Below are 16,816 nucleotides of genomic sequence, written 5' to 3' on the forward strand. Positions count from 1 at the left end.
ATGATGCTCGCGAGGGTCGCCGACAGCCTCTACTGGATCGGCCGCTATGTGGAACGCGCCGAGCACATGTGCCGGCTCTCAGACGTGATGCTCAACGCCACCCTCGACCGCACCGAGGGCGCGGCCCAGGTGGCCCGCATCGCGTTGGCAGCCGTCGGCGATTCCGACCGAGCCCACATCGCCAACCCCTACGAGGCGACGCTCGCCATGGCGCTCGACCGCGAGGATCCGGGCTCCATCGTCTCGTCGCTGGCGCTCGCCCGCGAGAACGCCCGACAGGTGCGCGACCAGATCACCACCGAGACCTGGGAACGGCTCAACCTGATCTATCTGAAGATGACCGGACCGGACGCCGCCAAGTCCTTCGCCGACGGGTCCTCGGCCTTCCTGCACGACGTGATCGCCGACCTGCACCTTTTCCGGGGCGCGGCCGACGCCACCATGAGCCATGGCGAGGGTTGGCGGTTCCTCTTGCTGGGCATGTACTTGGAACGCGCCCAGTTGATCGGGCGGCTGCTGGAGGTCTGCTTCGGCGACAGCCGGCGCGGGGCGATGGACGAGCACTTCGCCCTGGTCGGCGTGTTGCGGATGAGCTGCGCGCTGGAGCCCTATCTGCGGCGTTACACCGCCGACCTGCAGCCGCGGAAGATCCTGGAGTTCCTGCTGCTGGACGAGGACTTCCCCCGCTCTATCCGCTTCTCCACCGCCCGGATCGAGGAGCACCTGACCGCCGCCAGCCGGTATGTGGAGGCCGCCGGCCACGCCGGGCCCGAACGCCTGGCCGGACGACTCAAGGCGCGCCTGCAATATGCCGACATGGACGAGCTGGAGATCGCCGGCGCCAGCGCTCTAATCTCAACCGTGCTCGACGAATGCGTGGGGATCCACCAGTCGATCTACGCGACCTTCGTCCACTATTCCCTTGAAATGCGACTGCCCGCGTGAGGCGCTGACCGATGCTCCTGGAAGTCCGCCACGTCACCCAATACCACTACGCCGAACCCGTGCGTGAAAGCGTCATGGAGGTCTGGATGCAACCCCAGAAGGGCGCGCGACAGCGGTTGGTCAGCTTCGAACTGGATGTCGACCCGGCCGCACAGCTGTTCTCCTACGCCGACCCTTTCGGCAATGCGGTCTACCATTTCGACGTGCCCCAGCGGCACGACCGGCTGAACATCGTGGCCCGCTCGGCCGTCGAGACGCAGGCGGCGGCGCCCCTGCCTGAGGCTCTCGACATGGGCGAGTGGGACAGGTTGCGCAGCGACTTCGTCCGGGGCGAGAACTTCGACTTCCTCCATCACCATGGCTTCGCCATCGAGACCGAGGCGTTGAGAGCCTTCATCGCAGAACGCAAGATCGACGAGCTGAAGGCGCTCGACCCCCTGCGCGCGGTGCGTGAGCTCTCCAGGATTATCTATGAGGCCTTCGAGTACGAGGCCGGCGTCACCCATGCTGACAGTCCGATCGACCAGGCGCTGGGCGTGCGGCGCGGGGTCTGCCAGGACTTCACCCACATCATGCTGGCCATCTGCCGCGCCTGGGGCGTGCCCGCGCGCTACGTCTCCGGCTACCTGTTCACCGACCGCAAGGGCGGCGACCGGTCCGACCCGGACGCCACCCATGCCTGGGTGGAGGTTTTCCTGCCTTCGATCCGGTGGATCGGGCTCGATCCGACCAACAACGTGATCGCCGGCGAGCGCCATATCGCCGCCGCCGTGGGGCGCGACTACAACGACGTCCCGCCTTCGCGTGGGGTCTATAAGGGCGACGCCGAGAGCCAGCTCGCCGTCGGGGTCTCGGTGCGCCGGGCCCGTGCGGCCCTCACCGAGCCCGAGTTCATTCGCGTGGCCCAGCCGTCCTTCTCGCGCGGCGGCCGCAGGCGTGGCCCGGCCGGAGGCCTGGCCTACGATCAGCAGCAGCAGCAACAACAGTAGGCCGGGCGGTCAACGGCCCCAGCCGAAGACGGTGAGGCCAAGCAGCGCCGCGCCGACGACGATGAAGCCGACCTCGATCAGCACCGCCCGACGAGGAGAAGTGCGGAGACTAGTGAGGAATTTCAGGATTTGGGCCATGGGCGCGGACTCTGTCGCGCACATGGATTCTCGTCAAGGTAGCTCGAGTCAAATCACGCGCTGAAGATGTACGACCGTTGCGCGGCCAGGCCGATGCGCGCGCCGGACCGGAACTGTCCCGCCAGCTCCCGCGAGAACGCCGCTTCGATCCTTTGGCCGCCGGGGGTCAGCCCATCGACCCGGACGACGGGGCCGCTGGGCGCCACCCGCTCCATGGTCAGGAACAGGTTCTCCTGCCCGGCGTCGGCCAGGGTGAACTCGTGCGGCCGCACGAAGGCCACGGCCGTTCCGTCGCCGACGCCCTGGGCGGGCAGCTCGATCTCGGCGGAGCGGAACCGGCCGGCCTTCACCGCGCCCTCGAAGCGGTTGGCTTCGCCGACGAAGCCGCAGACGAAGGCGCCGGCCGGCTCATCGTGGACCTCGTTCGGCTTGCCCACCTGTTCTATGGCCCCGTTGTTGAGGATCGCCACCCGGTCAGCCAGCTCCAGGGCTTCCTCCTGGTCGTGGGTGACGAAGATGGTGGTGACGCCCGTGGCGTCGTGGATGCGGCGCAGCTCCTTGCGCAGGGACTTGCGCACGGTGGCGTCCAGGGCGCCGAAGGGTTCGTCCAGCAGCAGGACGCTGGGGTTCACCGCCAGCGCCCGGGCGAGCGCCACGCGCTGGCGCTGGCCACCGGAGAGCTGGGCCGGATAGCGTTTGCCGAGGTCGCCCAGCTCCACGAGGTTCAGCAGCTCGTCGACGCGGGCGGCGATCTCGCTCTTGGACGGCTTTTCGGCGCCCTTGCGCACGTCCAGGCCGAAGGCGACGTTGTGGGCCACGGTCATATGGCGGAAGAGCGCGTACTGCTGGAACACAAAGCCCACGCGCCGCGCCGCGGCGCTGGCGTAGGTCATGTTCTGGTCGCCGTAGAGCACTTGGCCCTTTTCGGGGAATTCCAGGCCGGCGATGACTCGCAGCAGGGTGGTCTTGCCCGAGCCCGACGGACCCAGCAGCGCCAGCAGCTCGCCGTCGGCGATCTCCAGGCTCACCTGGTTCAACGCCGGATAGCGGCCGAAGGTCTTCTCCACCGAGCGGATGGAAATCGTCATGCGCTAAGTCTCACGGTCAGTGGCGGCCGGGCCGCGACTGCGGTTGGATGAGTTCGAGACCGGCCTTCAGCACCAGGGTGACGATGGCCAGGAAGCAAAGCAGGGCGGCGACGGCGAAGGCGCCGACGAAGTCGTACTCGTTGTAGAGGATCTCCACATGCAGGGGCATGGTGTTGGTCAGGCCGCGTATATGGCCCGAGACCACCGACACCGCGCCGAACTCGCCCATCGCCCGGGCGTTGCACAGCAGGACGCCGTAGAGCAGGCCCCAGCGGATATTGGGCGCCGTCACGCTCCAGAACGCCCGCAGGCCCGAGGCGCCCATGGAGACGGCGGCCTCCTCCTCGTCCACCCCCTGCTCCTGCATGAGCGGGATCAGTTCGCGCGCGATGAAGGGGAAGGTGACGAAGATGGTCGCCAGCACGATGCCTGGCACGGCGAAGATCACCTTGATGTCGTGGTCGACCAGCCAGGGCCCGAACCAACCCTGGGCGCCGAAGACCAGCACATAGATCAGCCCCGCCACCACCGGCGACACCGAGAACGGCAGGTCGATGAGGGTGATAAGGAAGGGCTTGCCCGGAAACTGGTGCTTGGCGATGGCCCAGGCCGCGCCGACGCCGAACACCGCGTTGAACGGCACGGTGATCGCCGCCGTGATCAGGGTGAGTTTGATCGCGGCCTTGGCGTCGTCCTGGGAGATCGCCTCCAAGGCCGGCCCCAGGCCCTTGCGCAGGGCCTCGAAGAAGACGGTGACCATCGGCAGGATCAGCACGCTGACCAGGAACAGGGCCACCAGCGCCAGGACGAGCGCCTTGGCCCAGGCGGGGTCCTCGGTGGGATGGCGCAGCCGGCGGCTCACGAGAACCGCCTCGCCCAGGCCTGGATGGCGTTGATGACGAACAGCATCAGGAACGAGACGCCCAGCATGACCAGGGCCACGGTGGCGGCGCCGGCATAGTCGTACTGCTCCAGCTCGATGACGATCAGCAGGGGCGCGATCTCGGACTTGTAGGGCATGTTGCCGGCGATGAAGATCACCGAGCCGTACTCCCCCACCCCGCGGGCGAAGGCGAGCGCGAAGCCGGTCAGCCAGGCCGGGCCGAGCGCCGGCAGGATCACGCGGATGACGGTGTCCAGCCGGTTGGCGCCCAGGCTGGCGGCGGCCTCCTCGACGTCGTGGGCTAGGTCGCGCATCACCGGCTCCAGGGTGCGCACCACGAAGGGCAGGCCGATGAAGGTGAGCGCGATGACCACGCCCAACGGCGTGTAGGCGATCTTGATTCCCGACGGCGAGAACAGGGCCCCGACCCAGCCGTTCGGGGCGTAGAGCGTGGCGAGCGCGATCCCCGCCACCGCGGTCGGCAGGGCGAAGGGCAGATCGATGATCCCGTTGATCAGGCTCTTGAAGGGAAACTCATAGCGGACCAGGGCCCAGCAGGTCAGGACCCCGAAGACCCCGTTGATCAGGGCCGCCAGGAAGGCCGCCCCGAATGACAGCCGGTAGGCGGTGAGCGCGCGATCGTTGAACACCGCCTCCAGGAATTCCGGAAAACTCTGCTGAGAGGCCTTCAGCGCGACAGCGGTCAGCGGGACCAGCACGACCAGCGACAGGATGGACAACGTGATCCCCATGGTCAGCCGGAATCCGGGGATCGCCGAACGGCGCCGGAACATCGGCCTGGGCGGCGCGGCCGGTGTCGAGAGTTCAGGCGTGTGGGTCGCCGTCATGTCCGTGGCGCCGCTCCGGTTGAAAGGCCAAACGCCGACAAACGCGGTTCGCTGCGTCTCCGTGCGCAGCCTCGCTAATTCCTACTCATCCGATGGACAATATAGATTTTCTGGGAGCGCGGCGGGAAACCCTGTCGCCGCACCTACCAGACGCCTGGAACCAGACGATAACGCACGCGAGCGGCATACTCCTCATAGCCCGGCAGCTCGCGTCGAAGCACGTGCTCCTCACCCACCGCGCGAACCGCAACGAGCAGGGTCAGCAGCATGCCGCCAGCCAGGGCCCACCAGGATTCGAGCATCAGCGACGCCCCGGCGAAGAACAGCATCGCGCCCACATAGAGCGGATGGCGCACCAGCCGATAAGGACCGGTGTCGACCACCGTCTGGCCCTCCTGCACCTTCACCACCGCTGCAGCGTAGCTGTTTTCGCGGAAGGTCAGCCAGGCCATCACGAAGGCGCCCGCCACAGCCGCGGCGCCGACGGCCCTGGCCCCATCCGGGACGTCGGACCATTCGAAGCGCCAATCGAGGCCGGCCAAGGCCAGCCAACCGAAAAATCCCAGTGCGAGGCAGGCAACGAAGAGACGGTCCCAGGGCTGCTGGTTCTCTTGGACCGGCCGGCTCATCCGCTCGGCCAGCAAGGCCGGATCATGCACCCGCAACCATAGCCCGATCGCCAGGCTCAGCACACCGAACTCGGCGAGGAGGACCCAGGCCGCGAGCCAATCCAGGGTCCCCGCCGACGCGAACAGCGCCACGGCCATTAGCACGAGCAGCACCGTCTCCTGCAGAAACAGCTTTGCGGTCATTCCTAACCCTCCGAGTCTGGATCAGATTGGGGAATGGTAGGTCGGACGAGGTTCGAGTTCACCGGATTGGATTACTATATGCCTGATCGGCCTGATTGCATTGCGATCCGGCAAGTCTTGCAGATTCCGCTCGCCCGTTTGAGCATCAAGCCGCTTCCAACTAAGTTTGACGACTGGATCGACCTCTCGCGGCGGTTCGGCGGCGTGGGCGCTCGCCGCTGAAACCCTTAAGCCGTAACGTCACCGATGCCGCTCTTGTTGAGGGTGTCCCAGAGTTCCTCGGGGTTTGCCAAGTTGATGCCCGCGGAGATATTGCCAGCGCCCTCGATCCACAGGAACGGCGAGACGCCGCTCACAACGCCCCCGGTGCTTCCGAGAACGGACTTGCCCGTGGCAGGGTCTCGCACCAGATCGCGGTTTCCCGTCGTAGCGGTGAAATCCACGTAGCCCGACGACACCCAGATGGCGGCCAGCTCCATGTTGGCGGGTTGAATATTTCCGCCGTCAGCGAACAGGAGATTGGTGAGCGTGCCCTCGACGCCAGCCGGCGACGGCACGAGGACGCCGTCGGTGATGATGGTTCCAGTCGTCGCGGCGTTGGCGTCGACCGCGATGCGGCCATAATCCGCAGCAGTATCGACCGAGACGAAGACCCACTTCACACCGTTGGCCTCGGTCAGAAGCTGACCGGCCGCGCCGGAGCTGTCTAGACTGACTTGGCTGATATGCGAGGCGTTCCGCACGACGACAGCGAGGCGGTTGGTGGTCTTGATTTCGACATCCAGGGCTCCGGCGGCGCCGCCAAGACCGGTCTTGATGATCTGGCGCGTCGTTCCATCGGCGCCGGCCCTCTGCTTAAGACCGATCGCCAGCGAGATTGTCTTGGCGCCGCTGGAAGCTCCAGCGATGGAGCCGTTCTTGCCCATCACATCACCATTGATCGTGGCCCGGTAGTCCCCCGAGGGGCTGCTGTCGCCCAGCCAGACGCGGACGGTGGTGATCCGTGACTTCCCGGCCTTGGTGACCCGGATGGGAAGGTCGTACTTGCCGGCGAGCAGGCGGGCGCTGGTCGCCCGCCGGATCTTGATCACCCCAGTCTCGATGGACGCCGACCAGTCACCGTAGCCCGACGGGATATCGACCACGGCGCCGGTCAGGGTGCCGGCGATCGAGCTGTAATGTTCGACGTTGCAGACCAGGCCGCCGCTGGTCTGGTTGGTGATCTCGTTGGACCACAGGCGCTGGTGAGGGATGAACGGCAGCCCACCACACATCGCGTCGACCCACCGCTGGTACGAATAGCGCGAGAGAACGTGGTTGCCCGAGACATAGCCGAGCGCCGTGTCGTTGCCGTTCAGGTGCGCGGTGTCGACCTGCAGGCTCGGCGGCACGCGATCGATCAACTGGGCGGCGATGTCGGCAGGGTCCGTGACCGGATAGGTGTTGAAGATCAACGACGCGTCGTCGACCGAACCGGCCGGGCAGACCGCCTTCAGCCCGCGAATGACGCTGGCGATGACATGAGCATCCCAGCCGCCGTTGCCGCCCGAGCCGTCGTTGTGTTTCGGACAGTGCATGTAGTTGTTGTGGTTGATGCCCGTCGCACCGACCATGGTCTGAGCATTGGCGATGATTAGGTCTTCGGCGTGGACCGCCCCGGACTCGTAGTTGCCCGACAGGGAGAAGATCGTCCAGGCGGCCTTGGCCCGGCTGTCGGCGGCCTGGACGATGGCCAAGATCTGGGTCGAGGTCTTGCCGCCCGACCCGTAGTTGCCGACCGAGACCGCGCCCGACATGGAGCTGAAGTTGTGGGCGCCGCCGGTCGTGTCGGTCTGCAGCCATTTCATCGGACCGTCCGGACCACCGGTAGCGGCGGCCGACATCGTCGATGAGCCGAAACCCACGACATCGTTGGTCAGCGCGAAGCTGAACGGCCACCCCTCCGCGGGGACCTCACCAGCCAGGACATTGGGCATGGAAAGGCCGAAGCGAAGCGCGTTGGTCAGCGACATCCAGAAACCTCGAATGGAAGGAGTGGGAGTTGGGAGGCGGGCCTAGCCCAGAATTCCGATGCGAGCCTTGAGACCGGTCCCGGTGTAGGTCGGTGTACCGGAGCCGTTGATGAGACCGAGATACAGATCGTCGGTGCCAGAGACCGCCTTCACCGCGAGTCCGATGTTGCGGATGCAGGCGATCTTCACACCGCCGACATCTAGGTAGTCGGTCGTCTCTATGGCAAACCAGCCAAGAACGTTGGCGGCGTTGGAGTCGCTGATCGAAGGCGCGGCGTTCTCGACGCCAAGAGCGGTGCTCGAGCTCAACACGACCACGTATAGCTTGGCGCCCTGGTCGTCCTCGTCGATGAGGGTGAAGCTATTCAGAACTCCGGCGGCGTCGTCGACCTTGAAACATGCTGAGACCATTTGGCTGTCCACCACGACTTCGTTCGCGGCCAGGATCGTGGTCGTGGGGGTCAGGGTGACCTCGGTAATGCGAATGTCGTCCTTGGCTGAGACGATCGACTTGCTGATCGCACCCGATCTGGAGCCGATCAGAGCCGCGCCGTCAGTGTCGTTCTCGACGAACCGTTGCAAGTGCTTGGTGAGGCCGCCTTCGAAGACGGTGTTCGTGCCAACGAAGAGGCCTGAGCCTTCGGTGATTTCAGCGGAGCTTGTCGTCATGGAAGCGGGCCTTTCAAAGAAGGGAAGCGAGTTTTCGCCGCCAGTTTCGATCGCCCGCTCGCAATGGTCGGGGTCGAAACGGTCAGGGTTATTGCAGAGGAAGCCGCCTGCTGTTGGTGGCGGTCGGACAGCTTGGATCTAGAGGATCACGCCGTCGCCGGAGGCGTCCGCCCCGCGCGCCGTCGTCGTCGAGGTGAGCAAACCCAACCGTCGGGCCGCTTACGGCCATCCGCCAGGGGGCGTACCCCAGTTGGTGAAGCTGACAGAGACCGTCGTTGTGGCCGTGCTCCCGAGGCTGTCGGTGACCTGGTACTGAAAGGTCCCGTTGACCGTCTCACCGAACCCGACGTTTGCGGTGAAGGCTGTGGTGTCGCTGCTTGAGCTGGTCGCCGCGCCGTCGCCGCTGGTGCGTGTCCAGGACCGACTGGCATAGCTTCCGCTACCGCCCGACGGGGTTGCGGTGACCGAATCGGTCACGACCACGATTCCCGACGCGTACCCGTCAATTGAGGACGGATTGACCGAGGCGCTTAGCGGCGGTGGCGCTGTCCCATCGTTGATCAGCACCACGCCATAGTCGATACCCGCGGTCTGGCCGATGCTGTCCTCAACCGACCCATGCACGGTGCCCGAGACCCCGCCGCCGGGTCCCAAGGCTCGAGAATGGGTTGAGGTTGCGCTTCCAGGGCCGTTGATCGTGAAGTCACCGGCGCCAGCGTGGCTGTAGTTCAAATAGGGCGGTACGCCACCGCTGGGAACCAACGTCACCCCGTCGCTGGTCACGGTGATCGTGCCGCTCGAGGTCTGGGTCTTCGCCCCGGAACCTGACATCGAGAGTGAAAGCGGTGGATTGCTCCGCTGGAGATAGACCGCGACCGTGTTCGTCGTCAGGACCTGGCCGGTCACATTGTCGGTGATCGTGCAGGCGAAGCTGGCCGCAGCCTCGGCTCCGCTTGCAAGTGCTGCGGAGAACGCCGTCGCCGCAGAGGTAGCCGCGTCGGGGCTGATCGCCGAGCTGCCGCTAACGCGGTTCCACGCATAGGACTTGCTGCCCGAACCGCCGGTGCCCACGGCGGTCGCCGTGTTCGACGTGACGGAACTGCTCGACGATGATCCACTGACGTTGGACGGGGCCGAGGCTGCGGAGAACGGCGGATAGGCGTTGCCCATCATCATGCATGCGCCGGAACTCATCCTAGCCGGCCTTCACGAAGGTCGCCTTACAGGCTTGGGTCGTTGCGTCGACACATTGAAGCCGGATGGCGTCCATCTTGTTCACGCCTGTGCTGAGCGTCGGCGATCCCTGCTGGCCGAAGTCCCAGACACCCGGAAAATTGCACGTCCGCGGCCCTCCGCTCGGTGGTTGAATCGGATAGAAAACGTAGTAACGCCCGGACTTCATGTTGGTCGGGATCGCAAGCGTCCGGTCGCCGCCAAGTACGACCTTGGCGTGATGGCCTTGTGTGGCGACATTCCAGTTGATCGTCGGCACATCAAACAACGTCTGGATTTCGTCGGCCGCCACAAGGGCCGCGGCGGTCACCGCCTTGCCATTGTCGGTTCCCGCCCAGATGTCGGCTGCGCCAGCGATAGGAATGATGACCGAAGCCGAGAGGCTGATCGTCCATTCCGCGTACGTCCCTGCCCCTTGAACGCTGGCGACCTCAACCGTGAGCGCGCCCGAGCCTGAATTGTGGGCCGTGATCACGCCAAGCATCTGCGTCGTAGGATCTGAGGTGCGCGCGATCACCACTGTCTGGCCGACGGCGAACGCCTTCGCGGTTTGAATAGTCAGGCTCTTCGCGCCGACACCAATCAAGAGCGAAGTCGTCGAGGTCGCCGAGGTGCCAGGCGCGTTGATTGCGGTGAGCGCGGAGGCCGAGGCGGCGGACTGCGATGCAGCGCTGGCGATCAAGTCCAACCCGGTCTGCGTCCGGTCTTCCGCCGCGCCCTCGGCGGCGGCGGTCATGGCCGCGCTCGTCGCGTTCATCGCCACGACAACCGTCGGCAGGGCGGCCACGAAATTGTCGGCCAGGGTGTTGAAATCCGTGGACGCCGACCCCCGCGTCGGCGCTGGAGGGAGTGTCGGAATGATCGGGATCGTCATTAGGTTAGCCCTTCAAGTTCGAGCGAGAGCAACGAGTGTGATGGATAGGCGATCACTATGTTGAAGTCCTTGAAGTATCCGTATACTGTTGTTGAACCATAAATCTCAGATCCTACATATACTATTGGAGTAGCGCGAAGTTTTGACAAAATACCAAATACCTTGTCGACGCCCCGCTGCTCCACCATCACCGCGAACGTAGCATTATTGTTAAATGAACGCTCAGATACGGAGTAGTTTCCGAATTCATCTCTATATTTTCGAGAATAGTCTTGAATTCCGAGGCCCGCGCCGTACTGCGACACGCCAATGCGACGGGATCGACCGATCACCAGGGTGCCGCAACGGACGGTGAAGCCTGGATGGCTCAACTCCACTTCGATCTGCGCGCCGCGATAGGGTGGAAGATCGGCGATGACCTTTTTCGTGATCCGCTCGATGTCGGTGTAGAAAAAGCCGTACCAGTCTGAAATTCCGCTATCGGAGGTCAGGCCATAGGTCTGATCGAACACCAAGCCATCGACCGCATCGGTCATGGTCAGGCGAAGTTCTGCGGCTTCCACGTTGAAGAGGGCGATGGAGTCGACGCGTTCTTGGGCTGTCAGGATCACCGAGATTCTGTCCGGCGCGATGGTCTGGGACCCCACCGACTCGTCAAACATTCGCCAACGGTTGCTTGGACCAACCTTGAGCCATTTCGTCGTGTCGGTGACGGCGTTGCCCGTGTTGCTTCCGACGAGCGAGAGGAAGATTGAGTGGGCGTGGGCGCCGGTCCCTCGCACCGTTGCGCCTTCGGCGTAGGTGGTCCCCGCCAGCCAGATCGCCTCGCTCTCGGCCACGCTGGAGACCAGCGTGGGAATGCCGATATCGGCTGCACGGGTGGCCGCGGCGGCGGCTGTCGGGATGTAAGAGGACACGCCGCCGAGTTCGAGCTGCGCGCCCCAGGCATCGACGCCCGAGACCGTGTTGCCGGCAAAGGCCGTCGTCGCATCACCGACATATACGAACATGCCGTAGGTCGTGACCCCGGCGACGGATCCCTCAAGCTCAAGACGAAACCAGCCCCCAGGCAGAACGGCTAGGCGCGCGTCATCGAGAACAGCCCCGGAGCCGAAGGCGCTGGAGGCGGTGATCGCCCCTGCGGCAAGGTTCACGGCGATCTGGAAACCGGCCGCTTGACCCGAGGGCGCGCAACGCAACACCGCGGTATTGTAGCCGGCGGCCTTGAGAAACACCGACGCGCCGACCGACGCTCCTGGCGCCAGTGCGGCCGACGCCATCTGGCTGGCCCCATGCAGCGCGACCGAGGATGCGTTCGGGACGATCCGATCCGCCGTGGTTGTCGCATCCGGCGCGACGCTGGCGTTCGCAGACACAGTGGACGCCACCTTCGTCCACGTCGTGTCGAAGGCTTGGCTTTGCATCACTAGGTTGGTGGCGGCCGCCTCGAACAAGGCGCCGCGACTAGCGGCCGTCACACTTGATCCCGAGACCGGCGCAGAGGGCAACAGCAGCGACAGCCCGCCGCTCCACCCAGTAGCGGGGGTGAAATAGCCAGGTGAGCTGTTGAACCGGGGCTCATTCACGGCCGCCGTGGTGATGACTCCGGAAGCATTGAAGTAAGTGGCCGTCGAAGCGCGCGTAAACGCCCCGCTATCAGCGATCACGACGGGTTGAATCAGATCCATCAGGCTACCGCCACTTCAATTGGGGAATCGGGATCGACGCCGCGCACGGGAATGCCCTCGCCGCTCCAGCGGCGCTGACCGCGGGCCATCTCAGCATTCGTGGTGGCTATGGAAATCAGGGCCGCATTCAACTTGGCGATTTCACCCTTTAGGTCTCTGACCTCCTTGACCGTCTCCGCGTTGTCGTTCTGGCCGTACGCGCGCACGGCCAGGCCCCGAGGCCCGCGGACCAGCGGCATGATCGCCTCCGCGTCGCCGCCTTCGCCCATTTGGGAATTGTGGAAGGAGGTTGGTTGACTGACGATCCCGTTGGTGAAAATTCCGCCGTTTGCGTAGGGCGTCAGGCCGCCAGCCTTGCCAAACTCATTCCAATGCCACTCGGCGAACTGATCAAGGTTGGCGATACCCAACTCGGCGAGGTAGCGCCTGCCCTTCTTGTCGTTCGCATTGCGCCAGTACTCGGCGGCGACATCGGGGTAGTGGGTGACGTAGGAAGCCCAATCTGACGCCCTGGCGGCCGACGGCGGAGCCGGCGGGGGTATGGCGGTCGGCACGGGCGGTGGCGTCGGCGGAAGTGTCGGAGCGAGTGCTGCGGCCTCAACTGCACGCAAGGCTGCGATGGCGTCCCGAACGCTGAGCACGCTGTCGTTGATGGTGATCAGGCCGGCGACCGAAGCGTTGAGGGCGCTTAGCTGCTGTTCGGCCACCGAGACCTGTTCGCGAGCGCTGACTTCCGCGGCGCGCACGGCGTTGCGCACCGTCGCCAGGTCGCGCTGATAGTCGAAAAGTGTCGCCGACGTCGCCTTGGACGCTTCCAGGAATGCTTGGCTGACGCCTTGCAAGTCGCCCATGGCGTCCGGATCGCCCGTGGCCGCCGAAGCCGCCAAGCCCAGGAACTCCCGGCGGGTCTGCGCATACTGTTCGGTCGGCGAAAGGCCGGCGATTGAGTTGCCCGAGAGGTCGGCGCTGAACTTCCGCAAGCCGTCGGCCAGCGACTTGAATCTGTCCATCACCCCTCGGATCGCATCGCTTTCGCGCTCATAGGCCGCGCTCAGCGCCTCGCGGGCGTCCTGCACCGCCTGGGAGCCGTCGGCGGCGAAGTCGATCACATTGGCGAAGGCAGGCGCCACAGCCATCAGCGCGGCGTACAGTTCCGCGCCGGCTGCGGTGGAGAGGTCGAGGCCCAGGACCAGCGACTTGAACTGATCCTTGGTGGTGATCCCGGCCAGCCCCAGACGCCTCAGCTCCTCGGTCACCGCCTTCTGGACTGGAGCCATGCGCTCCACGTCGGTCAGGAAGGTCTCGGCGAAGTAGGCGGTCTGCTCAGTGAAGGCGTCGAGGCCACCCACCAGGTCCACCAGTCGCTCGCGGGCGGCCAGCGAGGCGACGCCCACGGCGCCGAACTCCGTGCCGATGGCGCGCAGCGAGACGTCGACGACCTGATAGCCGCGCGCCACGCGGGCCAGGGTCTCGAAAGCCCCCTCGCCCACCTTCGCCAGCTCCCTTAGGCTCGGGATCGCGGTCGCCGCCAGGTCGTCGCCCAGCTTGCCGAAGATGCCGTTTAAGGCCTCCTGGATCTCGGCGCCGTTCATGTCCTTGAAGGAGAGCTTGCCGAGGTTGACCTTGAACGCGTCCAGCGTGGCTTCCGCCCCGGTGACGCCAAGGACCTTGGCGGCCTCAAGGACGCCGTTCTTCAGGCTGCCGATGACCTGCGTGATCTGGCGCGACAGGTTGCCGTCCAGCGCGCCCGTGGTGGTGGTCGAGCTGGACTTGTTCGAATAAGTGATCCCGAAGGCTTTTTTGACTCTGGTCTCAAGCACTTGCTGGAAGGTCTGGCCTTGGATGCCGCCAGCCAGGATCTCCGACAGACTCTGAGAGCCGAAGGACAGCCCCTGATCCTGGAGCGAGCGGGTGGTGGTCTTGCCGAAACCGAGGTTGCCGAGCGTGGCCGGGCGGCCCGTGGTTCCGAGGTTCAGCCTGTCGGTCGACAACGCGCCGCCGGCGCCCAGCGAGCGCGCCAACGCAGCGGCCACCGTGCCGATCTGGCTGTCGATCGAGCGCAGCGCCTTGAGCATCTCGTTGGAGTATTCGAGGTCGATGTTGGTGTTGGCCGCGACCATCTCCAGGGCCTTGGCGATGCTCTCAGACTTCGCCGCGGCGTCGCCGAGCACCGAGCCAGAGCCCTGCGCCTTTTGGCGATCCTCCATGTCGGTGGCGCCAGGCTTCCCACCTCCGCCACCGCCTCCGAACGCAGAGGCGCCAGCTGCAACCATCACTGCGACCGCCGCCGCAACCACCGGGAACGCGAACACACCAAGTTGGGCGAAAATGGTGCTGACAGCCTCCGACATCTTCATGGGCGTTCGTGCCGCGGTCCCGGCCGCCGTCGCAGCGGTCTGTGTAACTTCGCTGCCCACAGTCGCCGCCGTCTCGGCGCCCTTCATGGTGATGGACGCCAAGGCCAGGCCGAACTGAACGATGCGGTAAGCCTTCTCCGCGCCCTCCAACAACTTGTAGCCAGCCGAACTCTCTTCGAAGAAGCCCTTGGCCGCCGACGCCATTTCGATGTAGCTCCCTACGCGGAGGGAAGCTTCCTTACGGACGCGCTCATCGAAGTTGATGTCGCCGCCCTCATAGGCCTTCGCTAGCGCCGCCCACTCAGCGCGATAGCCGGTAGTCGCCGTTGTGATGCCGCCGATAGCCCGCCCCATGCGACCGAAAGCGCTCTCAAGGCCAGCGGCTGCGTCAGCTGCCAGACCGTCGATCGCCTGCAATTCGTCAATCAAGTCGGTGAGCGCAGCGCCTTCGAAATCAGGGTTCGGAATCGTGATAAGAGGCGCGTTGATCTCCTTGATCGCTTCGGTTCCCCTCATCTGGCCGACCGCATAGTCGCCCTGTTCACCGATTGCGAGCTTCAGCTCCAACGTCGGGGCGCCAGCCCGAGCCGCAGCGATCTCCTTCTCCTTCATCGCGACAGCAGACTCTTTCATCGCGGCTGCCGACCTTCGATGCTCGGCGGTCTCCTTACTCAAAGAGGCCAGATAGATTTCGGCTGTTTCCGTAGCGCGCTTCGATGCCTCGGCCTCTTCATCGAGCGCCGCAGCCCGACGCCCGGCCGCTGCGGCCTGATCAGTCTCGGAGCCAGGTGTCGTGGCAGCCTTTGCCTCCGGACCTTTACGCGCGCTGGAGAGCCGGTCGGCTTCACCCACGATGTTGCTGAAGACGCCTTCCCGACTCGCGCGGAAGGAGGCCTCGATCCGCGCTCTGGTCCGCTCGAAGTCCACAGCCAAGGCGTTGTTGGCTTGTTTGATCTCGGGAAGATCGATCTTGGCGATCGCCTTCCATCCCACGAGCGACGTCAGCCGGTTAATCGCAGAGATGCTGGCGTTGATCAGGCCTTCTACGTTTTGGATCGTGCCGTTGGCGAAGCCCACGATGATGGCGCCCATCACCTGCGGGAACTGCCGCCAGTGCTTGATGATGATCTCGAAGGTCGCGCCCCATAGGCCGACGTAGCGGTCGAGATACGACATTGTCCCGTTAACGATGGAGTCGAGCACCTTGCCGAACGTCTCGTCCAGCCAACGAAGGCCATCCCCGATAGGCCCCTCCATGATCGCCTTGCCGACCACGTTCACCGTGGCCTGCCAGGTGTCGCCCCAGGTCGTCGCCCCTTTGGTGTGCTTGTCGACTTCGCCCTCGAACAGAGCGAAGGCCGCCGTCGCCACGCCAACAACAGCAACGATCGGCAGCAAGCCGGCCATCATCGGGGCGAGCGCTGCTCCAAGCCCGCGCATCGCCGCCGAGAATCCGATTCCCTCCGCCTTCGCTGTCGCGAAGATGTCGACGAGTTGCGGCCCCAACTGGATGAGGCCGGCTATGGGGTTGGTTCCCGCCGCGGCAGCTGCGCCAACTCCTGCTAGACCGAAGGCCAGCTTCGCGAGTTCTCCTGCGTGGAGTCTTGCTGCCTTCGCCCCAGCAGCATGATGGCCCGCCATGGCGGCTTGGGCGCTTGAGGCCGTCGCAAGCCTCGCGTCCAGCCCCGCGGTCGCCTTGGCGTAATCCGAGGCCGCATTGGTCGCCGTTCGGTACAGGCTAGTGGCCTGACGCATCTCGTCGTCGAGCTTACGTTGCGCGGCGGACAGAGGGTCGAGCGCGCCGCGCAGCGCGTCGATCCGGAACTTGAGGGCGTCCGCGGCCCCCGAGACCTTTCGCGCCTCCGACACCAGTCGGCCTTGCGCGGTCCTCAACCTATCGGTCGCTGCCGCGGTCTGCGTGGCCGCGACGGTGAGTCCATCGAGGCTCTTGGCCGCCGTGACGAGAGACGCGAGATCGACTGACACGGGTTCGTCTCCTCAGATTTCGGGCAAGAAAAAGGCCCGCCGCAGCGAGCCGTGTTGATGTTCTGGAAGGAGCAGCGCAGCTCCACGTGGCTTGGAAATCCGCAACGCCTGCGCGCCCGGTCTAGAAGATTGAAATCAGTCCGCCCGCGCCCTGCTCTAGGTAGCGGTGACCATTTAGCTATTTGAGCCACAGCATGATGGCGGCGAGGGTGACGAAGCCCATGAAGGTGGACGCGAGCTTGTCGTATCGGGTTGCGATGCGCCGGAAGTGCTTGATGCGGCTGAAGAAGCGTT

The 16,816-nt window shown here is 65.1% G+C and carries 13 protein-coding genes and 1 pseudogene; 2 read left to right on the forward strand and 12 right to left on the reverse strand.

All coding sequences use genetic code 11. The features are described 5' to 3' along the window. Positions 1 to 945: an alpha-E domain-containing protein gene (locus Q8Q77_RS13110; protein ID WP_305584035.1), complete on the forward strand. Its 945-nt coding sequence runs from the start codon at positions 1 to 3 to the stop codon at positions 943 to 945. Positions 946 to 956: 11 nt separating this feature from the next. Next, positions 957 to 1,934: a transglutaminase family protein gene (locus Q8Q77_RS13115; RefSeq protein ID WP_305584036.1), complete on the forward strand. Its 978-nt coding sequence runs from the start codon at positions 957 to 959 to the stop codon at positions 1,932 to 1,934. Positions 1,935 to 1,943: 9 nt separating this feature from the next. On the opposite strand, the gene Q8Q77_RS13120 is transcribed toward Q8Q77_RS13115, so the two are convergent. The 12 genes and pseudogenes from Q8Q77_RS13120 to Q8Q77_RS13175 form a co-directional block, all read right to left on the reverse strand. Beyond that, positions 1,944 to 2,072, reverse strand: coding sequence for a hypothetical protein (locus tag Q8Q77_RS13120; RefSeq protein ID WP_305584038.1), 129 nt, complete (start codon positions 2,070 to 2,072; stop codon positions 1,944 to 1,946). 53 nt (positions 2,073 to 2,125) lie between these two features. Then, positions 2,126 to 3,160, reverse strand: a complete 1,035-nt coding sequence (locus Q8Q77_RS13125; protein WP_305584040.1) for a sulfate/molybdate ABC transporter ATP-binding protein — start codon at positions 3,158 to 3,160, stop codon at positions 2,126 to 2,128. A gap of 16 nt (positions 3,161 to 3,176) precedes the next feature. Continuing rightward, a complete protein-coding gene (gene cysW / locus Q8Q77_RS13130; RefSeq protein WP_305584041.1) occupies positions 3,177 to 4,022 on the reverse strand; it encodes a sulfate ABC transporter permease subunit CysW in 846 nt (281 codons plus the stop codon). Beyond that, positions 4,019 to 4,891 carry a sulfate ABC transporter permease subunit CysT gene (cysT, locus tag Q8Q77_RS13135; RefSeq protein ID WP_305584043.1) on the reverse strand — a complete coding sequence of 291 codons (873 nt, stop codon included), beginning with the start codon at positions 4,889 to 4,891 and terminating at the stop codon, positions 4,019 to 4,021. The genes cysW and cysT overlap by 4 nt, the downstream gene beginning before the upstream one ends. 143 nt (positions 4,892 to 5,034) lie before the next feature. Continuing rightward, positions 5,035 to 5,703: an isoprenylcysteine carboxylmethyltransferase family protein gene (locus tag Q8Q77_RS13140; protein ID WP_305584045.1), complete on the reverse strand. Its 669-nt coding sequence runs from the start codon at positions 5,701 to 5,703 to the stop codon at positions 5,035 to 5,037. 227 nt (positions 5,704 to 5,930) lie between these two features. Next, on the reverse strand, positions 5,931 to 7,715 hold the full coding sequence (locus Q8Q77_RS13145; RefSeq protein ID WP_305584047.1) for a hypothetical protein: 1,785 nt from the start codon (positions 7,713 to 7,715) through the stop codon (positions 5,931 to 5,933). Between the two features lie 42 nt (positions 7,716 to 7,757). After that, positions 7,758 to 8,384 carry a hypothetical protein gene (locus Q8Q77_RS13150; protein WP_305584048.1) on the reverse strand — a complete coding sequence of 209 codons (627 nt, stop codon included), beginning with the start codon at positions 8,382 to 8,384 and terminating at the stop codon, positions 7,758 to 7,760. A 219-nt stretch (positions 8,385 to 8,603) separates the two neighbouring features. After that, on the reverse strand, positions 8,604 to 9,560 hold the full coding sequence (locus Q8Q77_RS13155) for a hypothetical protein (RefSeq protein WP_305584050.1): 957 nt from the start codon (positions 9,558 to 9,560) through the stop codon (positions 8,604 to 8,606). A 19-nt stretch (positions 9,561 to 9,579) separates the two neighbouring features. Beyond that, positions 9,580 to 10,491: a hypothetical protein gene (locus tag Q8Q77_RS13160; protein WP_305584051.1), complete on the reverse strand. Its 912-nt coding sequence runs from the start codon at positions 10,489 to 10,491 to the stop codon at positions 9,580 to 9,582. Then, positions 10,491 to 12,179 (reverse strand): hypothetical protein, encoded by a 1,689-nt coding sequence (locus tag Q8Q77_RS13165; protein ID WP_305584052.1) that lies wholly within the window; start codon positions 12,177 to 12,179, stop codon positions 10,491 to 10,493. Before Q8Q77_RS13165 ends, Q8Q77_RS13160 begins: the two co-directional genes overlap by 1 nt. Further along, positions 12,179 to 16,522: a hypothetical protein gene (locus Q8Q77_RS13170; RefSeq protein WP_305584053.1), complete on the reverse strand. Its 4,344-nt coding sequence runs from the start codon at positions 16,520 to 16,522 to the stop codon at positions 12,179 to 12,181. Before Q8Q77_RS13170 ends, Q8Q77_RS13165 begins: the two co-directional genes overlap by 1 nt. Positions 16,523 to 16,700: 178 nt before the next feature. Continuing rightward, positions 16,701 to 16,816 (reverse strand): annotated as a pseudogene (locus tag Q8Q77_RS13175) (IS5/IS1182 family transposase); the annotation flags it as partial.

The sequence above is a fragment of the Phenylobacterium sp. genome, from assembly GCF_030698145.1.
Taxonomy (GTDB): Bacteria; Pseudomonadota; Alphaproteobacteria; order Caulobacterales; family Caulobacteraceae; genus Phenylobacterium.